This is a genomic window from Mesorhizobium metallidurans STM 2683, assembly GCF_000350085.1.
Classification (GTDB): domain Bacteria; phylum Pseudomonadota; class Alphaproteobacteria; order Rhizobiales; family Rhizobiaceae; genus Mesorhizobium; species Mesorhizobium metallidurans.
Window position 1 is genome coordinate 166,124 of sequence record NZ_CAUM01000143.1, and the last position, 15,048, is coordinate 181,171.

The following is a 15,048-nucleotide window of genomic DNA, read 5'->3' on the forward strand; positions in this document are numbered from 1 at the left end:
GACCGATGAGATTTTCGCTTTTCGTCCACATGGAGCGCTCGGATCTGGCGAAGCCGCATTCCGAACTGCTGGCGGAGTTGGAGGAGCTTGTGCTGCTCGCGGAGCAGGCAGGGTTCGAGACCGCATGGATCGGCGAGCACCACGGCATGGAATTCACCATCTCGCCGAACCCATTCATCAACATCGCCTATCTCGGCGCGAGGACGACAAGCATCCGCCTGGGCACCGGCACCATCGTGGCGCCGTTCTGGCATCCCATCAAGCTCGCCGGCGAGGCGGCGATGGCCGACGTCATCACCGGCGGCAGGCTCGATATCGGCATTGCGCGCGGCGCCTACAGCTATGAGTACCAGCGGCTCTTCCCCGGGCTCGAAGCCTGGGGCGCGGGCCAGCGCATGCGTGAGATGGTCCCGGCGATCCGAGGCCTTTGGGATGGCGATTTCGAACTCTCCGGCGAGTTCTGGTCATTCCCGTCGACCACCTCCTCGCCCAAGCCGCTGCAAAAACCTTATCCACCGATCTGGGTGGCGGCACGTGATCCGAATTCGCACGACTTCGCCGTGGCCAGCAAATGCAATGTGCAGGTGACGCCGCTTGCCTCCGGCGACGGCGAGGTGGCGAGCCTGATGGAGCGCTTCAATGCAGCTTGTGCCGCTCATCCGGAAACGCCGCGGCCGGAAATCATGCTTCTGATGCACACATTCGTGGCCGAGGACGCGGCCGACGCCGACCGTCTGGCACAGGATCTGTCGCAATTCTACTGCCAGTTCGGCGCCTGGTTCCAGAACAAGAAGCCGGTGCATCAGGGCATTCTGGAGCCGCTGACGGAAGCAGAGATTGCGGCCATGCCGCAGTATGCGCCGGACAAGATCAGGCAGAATCTGGTTATCGGTGAAGCCGACGAGGTGATCGCCCGGCTGAAGACCTATGAAGCGCAGGGCTACGACCAGTATTCGATCTGGATCGACAGCGGCCTCTCCCACCAGCGCAAGAAGAAATCGCTGCAGCTCTTCATCGACAAGGTGATACCGGCTTTTTCTGAGCCGCAAATGGGGCCGCGATGAGCACCACCGAATTCAGGAATTACATAGACGGAAGCTTCGTGGACGCCGCGGCGACCTTCGACAGCATCGATCCGTCGACTGGTGCGCCATGGGCCAAAATGCCCGCGGCATCCGTGGCCGATGTCGACCGGGCCGTCGAAGCCGCTCACCATGCGCTGCGCTCCGGCCCGTGGGCGTCAATGACGGCGAGCGCGCGCGGCAAGCTCTTGGTCAAGCTCGGCGATCTTGTCGTTGCCAATGCCGATCGGCTGGCCGAACTCGAGACGCGCGATACCGGCAAGATCATCCGCGAGACCCGCGCCCAGATCGCCTATGTCGGCGACTACTACCGCTACTATGGCGGGCTGGCGGACAAGCACGAAGGCTCGTTTGTTCCGATCGACAAGGCGGATATGGAGGTGACGATCCGGCCGGAGCCGATAGGCGTCGTTGCCGCTCTCGTGCCGTGGAATTCGCAGCTGTTCCTGTCGGCCGTCAAACTCGGCCCGGCGCTGGCAGCGGGCTGCACCGTCGTTCTAAAGGCGTCCGAGGACGGCCCGGCACCGCTGCTCGCCTTCGCCGAACTCGTGCACGAAGCCGGTTTTCCTGCCGGGACCGTGAACATCCTGACCGGCTTCGGCCACGACTGCGGACACCGCCTGACCAGCCATCCGCTCGTCGCCCGCGTCGCCTTCACCGGCGGGCCGGCGACCGCCCGGCGGATCGTCGTCAACACGGCGGAGAACCTCGCCTATACGACGCTCGAACTCGGCGGCAAAAGCCCGGTCGTGGTCTTTTCCGACGCCGATCTGGACAGCGCCGCCAACGCCGTGGTCGCCGGCATCTTCGCCGCCACCGGCCAAAGCTGCGTCGCCGGCTCGCGGCTGCTCATCGAGCGTTCGGTAAAGGACGAATTCCTCGACAGGCTGAAGCGGAAGGCTGAATCCATCAGGATCGGCGACCCGCAAGACCCTGCAACGGAAATGGGACCCCTAGCGACCTCGCGCCAGCGCGAACGGATCGAACGAATTGTTGCAGAAAGCCTCACCGCCGGCGGTCGCCTGATCACTGGCGGCGCGCGGCCCAAGGAAAAGACAGACGGTTTCTATTTTGCGCCGACGATCATCGAGGCATCGGATCAGAGTCTCGTTTGTGTGCGTGAAGAACTGTTCGGCCCCGTGCTGAGCGCGCTGGCCTTCGACACCGAGGCGCAGGCGCTGTCGCTCGCCAACGATACAGAGTTCGGGTTGGCGTCCGGCGTCTTCACCACCAATCTCGCCAGGGCGCACCGCATGGCTCGCGGTATCCGCGCCGGCGTGGTCTGGATTAACACCTACCGCGCCGTCTCGCCTCTGGTGCCATTCGGTGGCTACGGCCAGTCCGGGCTCGGCCGCGAAGGCGGTCTCGATGCCATCCGCGATTACACGCGCTCGAAATCGGTGTGGATCCGCACCTCGGACGAGCCGATCCCCGATCCCTTCGTCATGCGGTAGGCGCCGCGGGCGAGGAATGACGGTCAGGGCGAAAACGACCCGGCCGTGAAATGCCGACAACGACAACAAACAGAGGAGAACGACATGAAACTGATCTTCGCCGGCATCCTTGCCGGACTTCTGACCACGACGGCCGCCAAGGCCGAGGACATGGTATTCACCAGCTGGGGTGGAACGACCCAGGAGGCCCAGACCAGGTCATGGGCGGAGCCTTTCACGGCCGCGTCCGGCATCAAGGTGTTGCAGGACGGCCCGACCGACTACGGCAAGCTGAAGGCCATGGTCGACGCCGGCAATGTGAGCTGGGATGTGGTCGACGTCGAGATGGATTTCGCTATCAAGGCGGCCAAGGACGGCCTGCTGGAGCCAATCGACTTCAATGCCGTGCCGAAGGCCGACCTCGACCCCCGCTTCACCACCGACCATGCGGTCGGCAGCTTCTACTATTCCTTCGTGCTCGCCTGGAACAAGGGCGCCGTTTCAGGCGAACCGGCCGGCTGGGCCGACATGTTCGACCTGAAGAAATTCCCGGGCAAGCGCACCTTCTACAAATGGTCGGCGCCCGGCGTCATCGAAATCGCGCTGCTGGCCGACGGCGTGCCTGCCGACAAGCTCTATCCGCTTGATCTCGACCGCGCCTTCAAGAAGCTCGACACCATCAAGTCGGACATCGTCTGGTGGAGCGGCGGCGCGGAATCGCAGCAATTGATCGCTTCCGGCGAGGCAGCGTTCGGCCAGTTGTGGAACGGCCGCGTCTTTGCGCTGGAGAAAGACGGCGCCGATGTCGGCGCATCCTGGAGCCAGAACCTGACGGCCGCCGACGTTCTGGTCGTGCCGAAAGGCGCCAGGAACAAGGACGCGGCCATGAAGTTCCTGGCAGTGGCCAGCAGTGCTGCCGGCCAGGCCAAGTTCGCCGAAGCCAGCGGCTACGCGCCGATCAACACCAAGGCCAAGGCCGAAATGCCCGCCGATGCGGTCAAGGCCCTGCCCGATGCCCATGTCGACGGGCAGATCAATCTCGACATGAACTACTGGGCCGAGCACCGCGACGAGATCGCCACGCGCTGGTATGCGTGGCAGGCGAAATAGAGCAATTCCAGGAAAAGTGTGAAACGGTTTTCCGTCCGGAATTGCGTCAAAACAAAGAGATAGAGCGGCTCTGCGTTTCCGTGAAACGATGAACCGCTCTAGCGCCAGCCATTCCATGACAAGGAGCGGGACGGCATGCTCGTCCCGCTCCGCAACCAAGGTGTCGCCATGTCGGTGGAAACGCAGCGGAGCATCGCAACAATGCGTATGCCGGGAGGCCTCGGCGGCCTGCTGCCGGCGCTGATCCTGATCGGGCTGTTCTTTGTCGTCCCGGTGTTGGCGCTTCTGCTGCGCAGCGTCACCGACCCTGCCCCCGGCCTGCAGAATTATGCAGCCCTTCTGGGCGACGGCACCTATGCGCGGGTGTTCTTCAACACCTTCCTGGTCGCCGCGGTCGTGACCATCGTCACCATACTCGTCGCCTTCCCGGTCGCCTGGATGCTAGCGATCATGCCGCCGGCGCTCGCCTCGATCGTCTTCGGCATCATCATCCTGTCGATGTGGACCAATCTCTTGACCCGCACCTATGCCTGGATGGTGCTGCTGCAGCGCACCGGCGTCATCAACCGGGCGCTGATGGCGACAGGTGTCATCGACCAGCCGCTGCCTCTCATCAACAACCTCACCGGCGTCACCATCGGCATGGTCTACATCATGCTGCCCTTCATGATCCTGCCGCTGGTCGGCACCTTGCGGGCAATCGATCCGATGACGCTTCGCGCCGCGGCACTTTGTGGCGCAAGCCCTTTCCAGGCCTTCCGCCGCATTCTGTTGCCGCTCTCGCTTCCCGGCGTCGCCGCCGGTGGCCTGATGGTGTTCGTCATGTCGCTCGGTTATTTCGTCACGCCCGCGCTGCTTGGTGGCACCGCGAACATGATGCTTGCCGAAATGATCGCGCAGATGATCCAGTCGCTGCTCAATTGGGGGCTGGGCAGCGCCGCCGCCTTCATCCTGCTCGTCGTCACCATGGCGCTCTACGCGCTGCAACTGCGCCTCGTCGGCGCCAGACGCGCGACGGGAGGCGTCTGAGATGCTGCTCGACTATGACCGCATGGGATGGCTGAAAGTCGCGCTGCTTGGCTTCACAGCGCTCGTCGCCGCCTTCCTGCTGCTGCCGGTGGTCTTCATCGTGCTGCTCTCGTTCGGCTCGTCGCGCTGGCTGGCCTTTCCGCCGCCCGGCTGGACGCTCAAATGGTATCAGGAGCTTTTCGCCGATCCGTCATGGCTCGAAGCAGCACTCACCAGCGCCAGGATCGCCACCATGACAGCGCTGCTTGCCGTCCTGATCGGCATTCTTGCCTCCTTCGCGCTGGTTCGCGGACGTTTTCGCGGGCGCGAAATCCTGCGTGGCCTGCTGCTGACGCCGATGGTGTTGCCGGTCGTGGTCTTCGCCATCGCCATCTATGCATTCTTCCTTCGCCTTGGTCTCGGCGGCACCACCATCGGCTTCGTCATCGCCCACACCGTCCTTGCCCTGCCCTTCGCCATCATCCCGATCGCCACGGCGCTCGAAGGCTTCGACAAGTCGATCGAGGACGCTGCCATCGTCTGCGGCGCCAGCCCGCTCGAAGCCAAGCTCAGGATCACCTTGCCGTCGATCCGGATCGGCATCTTCTCCGCCGCGATCTTTTCCTTCCTCGCATCGTGGGACGAGGTTGTCGTGGCGATCTTCATGGCCAGTCCCACCTTGCAGACCTTGCCCGTCAAGATCTGGGGCAGCCTCAGGGCCGACCTCAGCCCGGTGATCGCCGCGGCCTCCAGCCTGCTGGTCGGTTTGACGCTTGCCCTGATGATCGTGACGGCACTGCTGCGCCGAAGGTTCCAGACATGACCCAGCCCTTCCTCTCCATACGCAAATTGCGCAAGGCGTTCGGCGCCTTCACGGCCGTGCACGATGTGACGCTGGATATCCCCAGGGGCGAGTTCCTGACCTTCCTCGGCCCATCGGGTTCGGGAAAGTCGACGACGCTCTATGCGATCGCCGGATTCCAGGACCCGAGTTCAGGCGATGTCCTGCTGGAAGGCAAGTCGCTGCTCGCGGTGCCGCCGCATAAACGCAACATCGGCATGGTCTTCCAGCGCTACACGCTGTTTCCGCATCTGAGCGTCGCCGAAAACGTCGCCTTTCCGCTTCGCGTTCGTCGCCGTCCCGAAGCCGAGGTCAAGCGCAAGGTCGCCGACATGCTTGGCCTTGTCAGGCTCGAAAGCTTCGCCGAAAGGCTACCGGGCGCGCTGTCAGGCGGCCAGCAGCAGCGCGTCGCACTTGCCCGCGCGCTGGCCTACGACCCGCCGATCCTTTTGATGGACGAGCCGCTGTCGGCGCTCGACAAGAAATTGCGCGAGGAGATCCAGGCCGAAATCCGCCGCATCCATCGCGAGACCGGCGTCACCATTCTCTACGTCACCCACGATCAGGAAGAGGCGCTGCATCTGTCGGACCGGATCGCCCTGTTCAGGGACGGCCGCATCGAGCAGACCGGCACCGGCGAGGACCTGTATCTGCGGCCGGCGACCGATTTCGTCGCAGGCTTCATCGGCAATTCGAACTTTCTGGCCGCCGAACATCTGGAAACCGTCGGCGGTGCGGCAACCATCCGTCTCGGCGACGGCTCGCTCGTTTCAGGCATAAGCGCCAACGGCAGCTTCGAACGGGGACAAAAGACCAGGCTGATGATCCGACCGGAAGCGTTTCGTCTCGAGCGCGGCCCGACAAGCGCGGAACTCGCCGTTGAGATCGTCGATGTTGCCTTCTACGGCGAGCGCCGGCGGATCGTTGCGCGCACCGCCGCCGGACAGGAGATCGACATCAGGCCGACTTCAGCCGCCATGGCGTCGCAAGATGCAGCGCCGCGCCACAGGCAGGTCTTTTTCGATCCGGGCGCCGCCTTCCTCTTTCCGGCCTAGTCGACAGCGACGGCACGCTGAAGAGTTTACATGCGCGCGCCGTTTTGCCTGTCGAAGATGTGGACCCGGCGCGGGTCGATCTTCAGCCTTACTTCTTCACCGGGGCGGACGGTGAGTCGGTCCTTGACAATGGCGTCAATAGGATCCTCGCCAAACTTGGCGAAGATCTGCGTCTCGGAGCCGGTCGGCTCCAGTACCGAAACCGTTGCCGGCAAGCCGTCGGGCGCGATGTCGATATGCTCGGGGCGTATGCCGTAGATGGCGGGCTGGCCATCCTGGGCGCGGCCCGCCTCGACCGGCAGCACGGATCCGGTATCCGACACAAAGACCTGCCTGCCGTCCTTCGAACCGATCTTGCCCTTGATGAAATTCATCGCCGGCGAGCCGATGAAACCGGCGACGAAGACATTGCCCGGATTGTCGTAGAGATCGAGCGGTGCGCCGACCTGCTCCACCTTGCCGTCCCGCATCACCACGATCTTGTCGGCCATCGTCATCGCCTCGATCTGATCGTGGGTGACATAGACGATCGTCGTGCCGAGGCGCTGATGCAATTCCTTGATCTCGACCCGCATCGCGACACGCAGCTTGGCGTCGAGATTGGACAGCGGCTCGTCGAACAGGAAGACCTGCGGGTCGCGCACGATGGCGCGCCCCATGGCCACACGCTGGCGCTGACCGCCGGACAGCTGTTTGGGAAACCGGTCGAGCAGCTTGCCGAGATCGAGGATTTCGGCCGCCTTCTTCACCTTGGCTTCGATCTCGGCCTTCGGCCTGCCCTTGATCTTGAGCGAGAAGCCCATGTTGTCGGCGACGTTCTTGTGCGGATAGAGCGCATAGTTCTGGAACACCATCGCTATGTCGCGGTCTTTCGGCAGGACATCGTTCACCACCCGGCCGCCAATGCTGATCTCGCCGCCCGATATGGCTTCGAGACCGGCGATCATGCGCAGCAAAGTGGATTTGCCACAGCCCGACGGGCCGACGAGGATGACGAACTCGCCATCGGCGATATCGACATTCACACCGTGAATGACCTGGACGCTTCCATAACGCTTGACGATGTTCTGACGGTGACTTCAGCCAACTCGCATCCCCTTCATTGCGGCAAGGCAATCTGCATCTTCACTTCGCCTTTTGGGGCGGATGCGGCGATTTCAAACGCTCGAACGCTGTCCTCGAACTCGAACGTGCGCGTGATCAGCGGCTTCACGTCGATCGCTCCCGAAGACAGCATGGCAACGCAGCGCGGAAAAACATGCGCGTAGCGGAACACGTGCTCGACGCGCGCTTCGCGCACCATCGCCTTGCCGACATCGTAGTTGATGTCATGCATCTGCACGCCGATGAACACCACCCGGCCAGCAGGACAGAGCGGATCGAAAATACCTTCCGCGGCGCGTGGGCTGCCCGAGCATTCGAACACGATCTCCACGCCCCAGCCATCGGTTGCGGCGAGAATTTCCTTGGCCACATCCTGACGCGCGACATTGATCGGCGTGATGGCGCCGAGTTTCGCCGCGAGCTCGAGCTTGGTGTCGTCGATATCAGATACGAAGACTCGCGCGCAGCCTGCCGCCAGCGCCGACAGCGCCGTGACCAGACCGATCGGCCCCGCGCCCATGACCAGAGCGACGTCGCCCGGTTTCACCTGCGCCTTGGTGGCGGCATGGACGCCGACGGCGAGTGGCTCGACCATGGCCGCCTCCGCGAACGAGACGTTGTCGGAGAGCTTGAAGGTGAAATTCTCCGGATGGACAACGGTCGGCCGCAGAACGCCGTGGATCGGCGGCGTCGCCCAGAAGCGAACCGCCGGATCGACATTGTACAGGCCCATGCGCGTCGCACGGCTGTTCGGGTCGGGAATGCCCGGCTCCATGCACACCCGGTCGCCGACCTTCAGCGACGTCACCTCGGCGCCTGTCTCCACGACGATGCCTGACGCCTCATGGCCAAGGATCATCGGCGCCTTCACCTGGAAGATGCCGGCACCGCCATGGGTATAGTAGTGCACATCCGAGCCGCAGATGCCGACGGTGTGCAATTTGATGCGCACGTCGCGAACGCCGAGCACCTCCTCGCGCTCGATCGGGAAATCCCGCAGCGACAGTTTCATCTTTTCTTCCAGCACCAATGACTTCATGAGCCTGCTTCCCGTCCTCTTCTCTCTCGATCGTCGTTGCGCGCTAGCCACGCCAAACGATCAACGCACCCAATGCGATCGCCAGGACATGACAAACCGACAACGGTATCGATTGTTCGAGGAACCTCATCCAGAACAGTTCGAGCGCAACGAACAGATAGATGGCCACAAAAACCCGGTCGAACCAGTTGGTAACGATCGGCAGGAAACCGGTGCGTTGCGGGCTCGCAATGATGGTGCTGGCTTCGTCATCCACTGCATCGAGATCGACCATGTGCTCCATGGAGCTACTCCTTGACCGCGCCGAAGGTCAGACCGGCCACAATGTGCCGCTGGACGACCGAGAAGATCAACAGGGCCGGGATAAGCGTGATGATCGCGATGGACGCCATCGTGCCCCATTCGGTCCCGGTCGTGGTGACATATTCCGACAGGCCGGTGGTGATGGTGCGCGCATTGAAGCTGGTCAGCGTCGCTGCGAGCAGGAACTCGTTCCAGGCGAACACCCAGGTCAGGATCAGGGTGACGGCAAGGCCTGGCCGCGCAAGCGGAAAGATCACTTCGCGGATCACTTGCCACGTCGTGGCACCGTCGACTGTAGCTGCCTCGTCCAATTCCTTGGGAATTGCATCGATCGTCGGCCTCAGCGTCCAGATGGCGAAAGGCAGGTTGAACGTACAGTAGAGCAGGATCATACCCGTGCGCGTGTCGTAAAGCTTCCACTCCCCTATGACGAAGACCTGCGTGAAGAGCAGGAAGAAGGGCAGCAGGAACACGGCGGCCGGCGCCATGCGGTTGGTGATCGTCCAGAAGAAGATGTTCTCCTTTCCCGGCAGATCGAAGCGCGACAGCGCATAGCAGGCCATGAACGCCAGAACGGTCACCAGCACCGCATTGCCGGTCGAGATCACGATGGAGTTGAACATGTAGCGGCGCAACGTGTCGTCGCCGAGAACCTTGACGTAGTTCTTCCAGTATACGGTATCGAGCAGCACGCTGGGGGTGGTGAACAGCTCGACGGCCGGCTTTACCGAGATCACGAACAGCCAATAGATCGGAAACAGGGTCACCAGGCTGAGCAAGGTCCACAGCAGTATCGAAAGAATGGGGCGGTTGGCGCGCATCAGGAAGCTCTCTTCTGGCCGCGGCGGGCGACAAGGGCGACGTAAAGCAGCCAGCACATCACCAGAGTGAGGTACAGGACGATGACCGAAGTGGCGGAGCCGTAGCCGTAGTCGGTCTTGGGAAACACGATCTTCCATATGTGCAGGCCGAGATAGCGCGTCGCCGCACCTGGGCCGCCACCGGTCAGCATCCACACTTCGTCGACGGTGCGCAGCGCATCCATGAGGCGAATGAAGACCGTCGCCAGGATTGCCGGGCGGATCATCGGCAAGGTGACGTGCCAGAATATCTGCCATCGGTTGGCGCCGTCGATCTGGGCCTGCTCGAACGGCTCCTTGGGCAGCGAGACGAGTGCCGCAAGCAGCGTCAGCGTCACCAGCGGCGTCCAGTGCCAGATATCCATGATGACGGTCAGCGCAAAGGCCATGGTGGCGTCACGACCGATATTGAGGTCGTAGCCGAACCAGGATTTCAGAAGGTACGGGATGATGCCGATGCTGGGCGTTGTCATCAGCCGCCAGACCGATCCGACGACGATCGGCGCCACGATCAGCGGCAGCGTGTGGATCGTGCGGAACAGACCCCGGCCGGGAAACTCCTTCATGAACAGCTGGGCCAGAAAGTAGCCAAGGACGACCTCGCTCAGAACGGCGAAGAAGGCAAATTTCAGCGTGAACGCGATGGAGGTCAGGAACTCGTTGTCGAACACGAGGCGGCGGAAATTGTTGGCGCCATTGTAGATCATGTAGGGATTTGCGCCGAACGGGTTCCATTGATGGAAGGCCACGTAGAGCACGTACAGGAATGGGACGATGCCGAAGATCCCCAGGATCGCAATCGTCGGGGCGAGCAGCAGCCATCCCACTCTGTTTGATCGCATGAAACCACTCCCAGAAAGGCGCTTCACGATATTCCCGGAATGTCGTGAAGCGGCAAAAAGCGTAATCGGGCCGCCGCTTCAGGGCGGCCCGAGATCTGGGTTCGCTCCGCTACTTGCGGTAGCCGAGATTCGTCAATTCCGCCTCGGCTGCGGCAGCCATCTGGTCGAGCCCATCGTCGGGCGAGACCTCACCCAGGAGTATCTTGTAGAAGATCGGCGCCGTTGCTTCACGCACCTGCGCATGGAACGGATAGGGCGGAGCGCCGGCAAACAGCTTTCCGTCGTTCTTGAGCATGGTATAGTAGCCATTGAGCTTCTTATCCATCTCGATGACTTTCGGATCGTCATAGGTTGCCGTGTTGGTGATGCGGGGTGCCGCCACCGCCCAATCGCCCTGGACCGAATCCTGGCCGATATATTGCAGGAACAGCAGCGACGCTTCCTTGTTTTTCGACGTGACCGGAAGGCCGAAGGCGCCGCCGTCATAGTAGCCGATATAGCCCTTGCCGGCTTCTGTGTCCTCCATGACGCCGGGCTCCAGCGGCGGCAGCGCAACGCCGACATTGCCCACGACCTTCGATTTCTCCGCGTCGGCGGCAATCCATGCCGCGTTCTCGCCATAGACCAGGCCCTGTGCCGCGCGGCCCGCCGCGAAGGTGGTGCCGACTTCGGTCCAGGTGCTGGCCGGCGATTCCGGCGGGGCGATGTCGCGCAGATGCAGCCAGTATTTGAGCGCTGCCTTTGCCTTGTCGCTGTTCATCGTGCCGCCATTGGCGACGGACGCAGAGTAGTTTTTCGAGGCGTCGATACCCCAGTTGTAGACGCCGAAAGTGGGCGCGATCGACTCGAAGAACTCATACCATGAAGCGGGGTGGCCGGTATGCGCCTGCGCGGTGGTGCCCCACAGTTCCAGATTGTGGTCCTTGCCCCATTTGGTGAAGAATTCCGCGATCTGCGTGTATTCCTCATGGGTCTTTGCCGGCGCCAGGTCTTTGCCGGTTTCCTTCTTGAAGGCTTCCTTGATCGCCGGATCGTTGAAGAGATCGGTCCGGTACAAATAAACCTTGATGAAGGCTTCCATCGGAATGCCGAAAAGATCGCCGTCGGCATTTTTGAAATAGTTCGCAAATGTCGTGAAACGCGTTTCGTCGTAATCCGGCGCTTTCAGCGATGGGTCGTCCTTGAGGGATTTCGTGATATCGACCAGGAAGTCCCGGGCAAGGTAGGCGTAGATGATGTCCTGCTCGATATAGACCATGTCATAGATGCCGGTCTTGGCCTCCATGTCCTTGATCGCCTTGTCGTACATCTGGTCCCAGGACGTGGTCTCGATTTCCACCTTGATACCCGTCGCTTTCTCGAAAGCGGGGGCAAGAACGTCCTTGATATAATTCGAAGGTGGGGTGCTTTCGGTCACGCCGTGCAGCGTGACACCCTTGTATTTTGCACCGGCGTCCGACCAGAAATCGGCCTTTGCAGGCATTACGCTGGTCATCAGGCCGACTGCCAATGCGGCAAGACTCATTCCAAGTTCATGTTTCATTTTTCACTCCTCCAACAAAACGTTGACTGTCAGTCATCCACTCTGCGATCGCTGTGTTCGTGCCCTTCAGAACGGCACCTCTTGGCCCACCTGGCCACAACTGAAAATCCGTTTCAGGCTGGAGAGAGACCAGGTCCACGCGCTCGAAATGCAGGGGCCCATCGCGCCTCCGACCAACCGATCGTGGCGCCACTTGCCATCCCTCCCGATAGCGCGGTTGCCACACCCTCAAGACAATGAAACTGCGGCCGTGGTTTCCGCCAGATACCTCCTCCCCCGACCTGCATTCGCAGTGTCTTCCGCAGCCTCGCTCCCGTGGGCATTCCGATCAACTTAGTGCGGGGGACATCCCCCCTGCCACGCGTGGTTTGCAGGCGATCTATACTTTTTCGCCGACTGCGCGGGCGACGCCCGACCAGGTGCGGATTTCCCTGAACGGATCGGCGCGCGCCTCAGTCCCGATCTTGTGGGCACTACGCCGGTAGTCCGATGGCGTGCGCCCGCAGATCTTGAAGAACTGCCTGTTGAAATTGGCGATGTTGTTGAACCCGACTTCGAAGCAGATGTCGGTAATCGGCCGATAAGTCTGCGTCAGCAGTGAGCAGGCGGCATATATGCGCGCGAGGATGACGTAACGGGCGAAGGTATGGCCTGTCTGCCGCTTGAAGAAACGTGAAAATGCTTGCGGTTCCAGGTCGCAGAGCCTTGCAACGAACGGCAGGTCGATATCGTCGCTGTAGTGGTCCAGAACATAGCGCATCGCGACGTCCAGTTCCGGCGGCAATTCCGCCTGAGCGGAGGTGGGTGCCAGCCGCGAGAGCCTGCGGCGGTCGCCGGGATTGCGGGCCAGCGTGATCATCAATTGCAGAAAGAGCACAACGCGCTCGGCGCCATGGGCGGCGCCGATCTGTGCGAGCAGCCGCTGCCCGGCGAGAGCGGTGTCACCGCGAAACTCTACTCCGTAGACGGCGTCATCGTAGAGCGGCCGGATGGTTCCGAGTTCGGGACAGAAGCCGGTGACACGGTCGGCCCATTCGCGGCTGAACTGGATCAGCATGTCGCGATTGCGAACCAGCTTCCCGGGTTCAATATCGCTGACCCAATTGTGCGGGACGTTCGGCCCGGTCAGGACCAGGCAACCTGGAGCGAACTTGCCGATATGATCTCCCACCATCATGACGCCCGAAGTCGTCCGCGTCAGGTGCAACTCGTATTCCGGGTGATAATGCCACTTGGCCTTGAAAAATGGATAGTCGTGCATGTTCCAGCGGAACGACTCCGCCGGCGGACATATGATCATTTCGAAGTCCGGAACGATCTTCTGAGCGGGCTTCATTGAATGGCTCCTTCCCGATAACGTCGCGCTTCGCTCTCCTTGATCCGCAGCCTCCCACAGCCCGCAAGCCTCTACCCTCGGTGATAGCCAACGTCTCCTTTGCCCATTTGCCCGGAGTTCTCGAAAACCGTCGTGTACCGGGCCAAAGGCCACAAGCATTGTGGATCATTGAGCGTGCCCAAGCCATCGAACATGTACGTCACCGAACACTGAACGACGCCATAGGGCGAAACATAAAGCTGAACTACCGCGCATCCAAGCGCGGCTCGATGGTCCTCCTCCTCTGCGCCTGGTGCTTTGCCAAACTTATATGTTGCTTAACGAGACAAATTAGGGCTTTCCGTTAGGCTGTCAATCTTTTTTGTTCAAACGGCAAGATTCGACCAAACTATTTCATATTCCGCATGACCTTGACATGAGGCAAGTTTGGATATTTTGTTGTGCTATGCAACATAGATTGCGTTTCTAGGAGGAGGTCGGCATGCGCAGATTGGGCATTCATTCATTCGTTTGGACCGGGGGCGGCACCCAGGCCATGCTCGAAGAGGCGATGGAGAATTCGGCCGCGTGCGGTTACCAGCTGATCGAGTTCGCGTATCTTCGGCCCGAAAAGTTCGATCTCGACCGCCTCGCAAGGAAGGCTCAGTCGCTGGGTCTCGAAATCGCCGTCACGATGGGTCTTCCGTTGAGCGCCGATGTGTCGAGCGAGGATGCTGACGTCGTCAAGGCCGGCGAGGAACTGCTGGCGGGTGCTGTCGCGGCCGTTCGAGATATCGGCGGCACGAAACTTGGCGGCATTCTCTATTCCGCCCATACGAAATATTCGACCATGCCAAGCGATCGCGGCCGCAAGAACAGCGTTGCAGCCATCGCCAGGACGGCCGAAACAGCAAAGAAGGCCAAGGTCGACCTGGTCCTGGAGGTCGTCAACAGGTTCGAGACGAACCTGTTGAACACGACGGCTCAGGGCCTCGATTTCATCAAGGCGACCGGCTCCGATCACGTTACCCTCCATCTCGACACGTTTCATATGAACATCGAGGAAGCGAACCCAGCGGCGGCCATTCGCCTGGCCGGCGACAAGATCGGCTATTTTCACATCGGCGAAAGCAATCGCGGCTATCTCGGCGACGGGGTTATCGACTTCGATCGCATCTTCGATGCCTTGCTCGACATCGGCTACAAGCGCGACATCACCTTCGAATCGTTCTCCAGCGCCGTGGTCGATGAGAGTCTTTCGCTGGCATGCGCCATCTGGCGCGATACCTGGACCGACAATATGCCGCTGGCCAAGCATGCCAAGGCCTTCATCGACCTGAAAATGGACGAGGCGGTTCGCCGGCGAACGACGAACGCCCGTCCGTAGTCGAGGATCTGATTGTGCGGCAGTGTGGACCTGTCGAAAAGACTGCGTCTGTCGCCGCACGCTTGAAACGGCGTATACCAAAATGGGGACCTGCGGATCGGCTTTCGACTGGCGGATCGCAGGTGG

14 protein-coding genes are annotated in these 15,048 nt (G+C 61.4%); 7 read left to right on the forward strand and 7 right to left on the reverse strand.

Features of this window, described 5'->3' with window-relative positions; genetic code table 11:
- Nucleotides 1–5: 5 nt before the first annotated feature.
- The 6 genes from MESS2_RS24330 to MESS2_RS24355 all read left to right on the forward strand — a co-directional run bounded on the left by MESS2_RS24330 (nucleotide 6) and on the right by MESS2_RS24355 (nucleotide 6,529).
- Nucleotides 6–1,064, forward strand: a complete 1,059-nt coding sequence (locus MESS2_RS24330) for an LLM class flavin-dependent oxidoreductase (protein WP_008877188.1) — start codon at nucleotides 6–8, stop codon at nucleotides 1,062–1,064.
- Nucleotides 1,061–2,536, forward strand: a complete 1,476-nt coding sequence (locus MESS2_RS24335) for an aldehyde dehydrogenase (protein ID WP_008877189.1) — start codon at nucleotides 1,061–1,063, stop codon at nucleotides 2,534–2,536. Before MESS2_RS24330 ends, MESS2_RS24335 begins: the two co-directional genes overlap by 4 nt.
- Nucleotides 2,537–2,620: 84 nt before the next feature.
- Nucleotides 2,621–3,625 carry an ABC transporter substrate-binding protein gene (locus MESS2_RS24340; RefSeq protein WP_008877190.1) on the forward strand — a complete coding sequence of 335 codons (1,005 nt, stop codon included), beginning with the start codon at nucleotides 2,621–2,623 and terminating at the stop codon, nucleotides 3,623–3,625.
- Nucleotides 3,626–3,793: 168 nt separating this feature from the next.
- Entirely contained in the window at nucleotides 3,794–4,654 is an 861-nt protein-coding gene (locus MESS2_RS24345; protein WP_040593931.1) for an ABC transporter permease, read from the forward strand.
- A 1-nt stretch (nucleotide 4,655) separates the two neighbouring features.
- Nucleotides 4,656–5,456: an ABC transporter permease gene (locus MESS2_RS24350; protein ID WP_008877192.1), complete on the forward strand. Its 801-nt coding sequence runs from the start codon at nucleotides 4,656–4,658 to the stop codon at nucleotides 5,454–5,456.
- Entirely contained in the window at nucleotides 5,453–6,529 is a 1,077-nt protein-coding gene (locus tag MESS2_RS24355; protein WP_008877193.1) for an ABC transporter ATP-binding protein, read from the forward strand. The genes MESS2_RS24350 and MESS2_RS24355 overlap by 4 nt, the downstream gene beginning before the upstream one ends.
- A gap of 26 nt (nucleotides 6,530–6,555) precedes the next feature.
- Here MESS2_RS24355 and MESS2_RS24360 read toward each other — a convergent pair whose 3' ends face one another.
- From MESS2_RS24360 to MESS2_RS24390, 7 genes are all read right to left on the reverse strand, one after another.
- Nucleotides 6,556–7,554, reverse strand: coding sequence for an ABC transporter ATP-binding protein (locus tag MESS2_RS24360; protein WP_008877194.1), 999 nt, complete (start codon nucleotides 7,552–7,554; stop codon nucleotides 6,556–6,558).
- 74 nt (nucleotides 7,555–7,628) lie between these two features.
- Nucleotides 7,629–8,672: an NAD(P)-dependent alcohol dehydrogenase gene (locus MESS2_RS24365; RefSeq protein ID WP_008877195.1), complete on the reverse strand. Its 1,044-nt coding sequence runs from the start codon at nucleotides 8,670–8,672 to the stop codon at nucleotides 7,629–7,631.
- A 43-nt stretch (nucleotides 8,673–8,715) separates the two neighbouring features.
- On the reverse strand, nucleotides 8,716–8,955 hold the full coding sequence (locus MESS2_RS24370) for a DUF2160 family membrane protein (RefSeq protein ID WP_008877196.1): 240 nt from the start codon (nucleotides 8,953–8,955) through the stop codon (nucleotides 8,716–8,718).
- Nucleotides 8,956–8,959: 4 nt separating this feature from the next.
- Nucleotides 8,960–9,796 carry a carbohydrate ABC transporter permease gene (locus tag MESS2_RS24375; protein WP_008877197.1) on the reverse strand — a complete coding sequence of 279 codons (837 nt, stop codon included), beginning with the start codon at nucleotides 9,794–9,796 and terminating at the stop codon, nucleotides 8,960–8,962.
- Nucleotides 9,796–10,677 carry a carbohydrate ABC transporter permease gene (locus tag MESS2_RS24380; RefSeq protein ID WP_040593901.1) on the reverse strand — a complete coding sequence of 294 codons (882 nt, stop codon included), beginning with the start codon at nucleotides 10,675–10,677 and terminating at the stop codon, nucleotides 9,796–9,798. The genes MESS2_RS24375 and MESS2_RS24380 overlap by 1 nt, the downstream gene beginning before the upstream one ends.
- A gap of 109 nt (nucleotides 10,678–10,786) precedes the next feature.
- Nucleotides 10,787–12,202 (reverse strand): extracellular solute-binding protein, encoded by a 1,416-nt coding sequence (locus MESS2_RS24385; RefSeq protein WP_244440080.1) that lies wholly within the window; start codon nucleotides 12,200–12,202, stop codon nucleotides 10,787–10,789.
- A gap of 397 nt (nucleotides 12,203–12,599) precedes the next feature.
- Complete coding sequence (locus MESS2_RS24390) at nucleotides 12,600–13,556, reverse strand: helix-turn-helix domain-containing protein (protein ID WP_008877201.1); 957 nt, start codon at nucleotides 13,554–13,556, stop codon at nucleotides 12,600–12,602.
- Between the two features lie 481 nt (nucleotides 13,557–14,037).
- Here MESS2_RS24390 and MESS2_RS24395 point away from each other — a divergent pair, with 481 nt between their 5' ends.
- Nucleotides 14,038–14,922 carry a sugar phosphate isomerase/epimerase family protein gene (locus MESS2_RS24395; RefSeq protein ID WP_008877203.1) on the forward strand — a complete coding sequence of 295 codons (885 nt, stop codon included), beginning with the start codon at nucleotides 14,038–14,040 and terminating at the stop codon, nucleotides 14,920–14,922.
- Nucleotides 14,923–15,048: the final 126 nt, after the last annotated feature.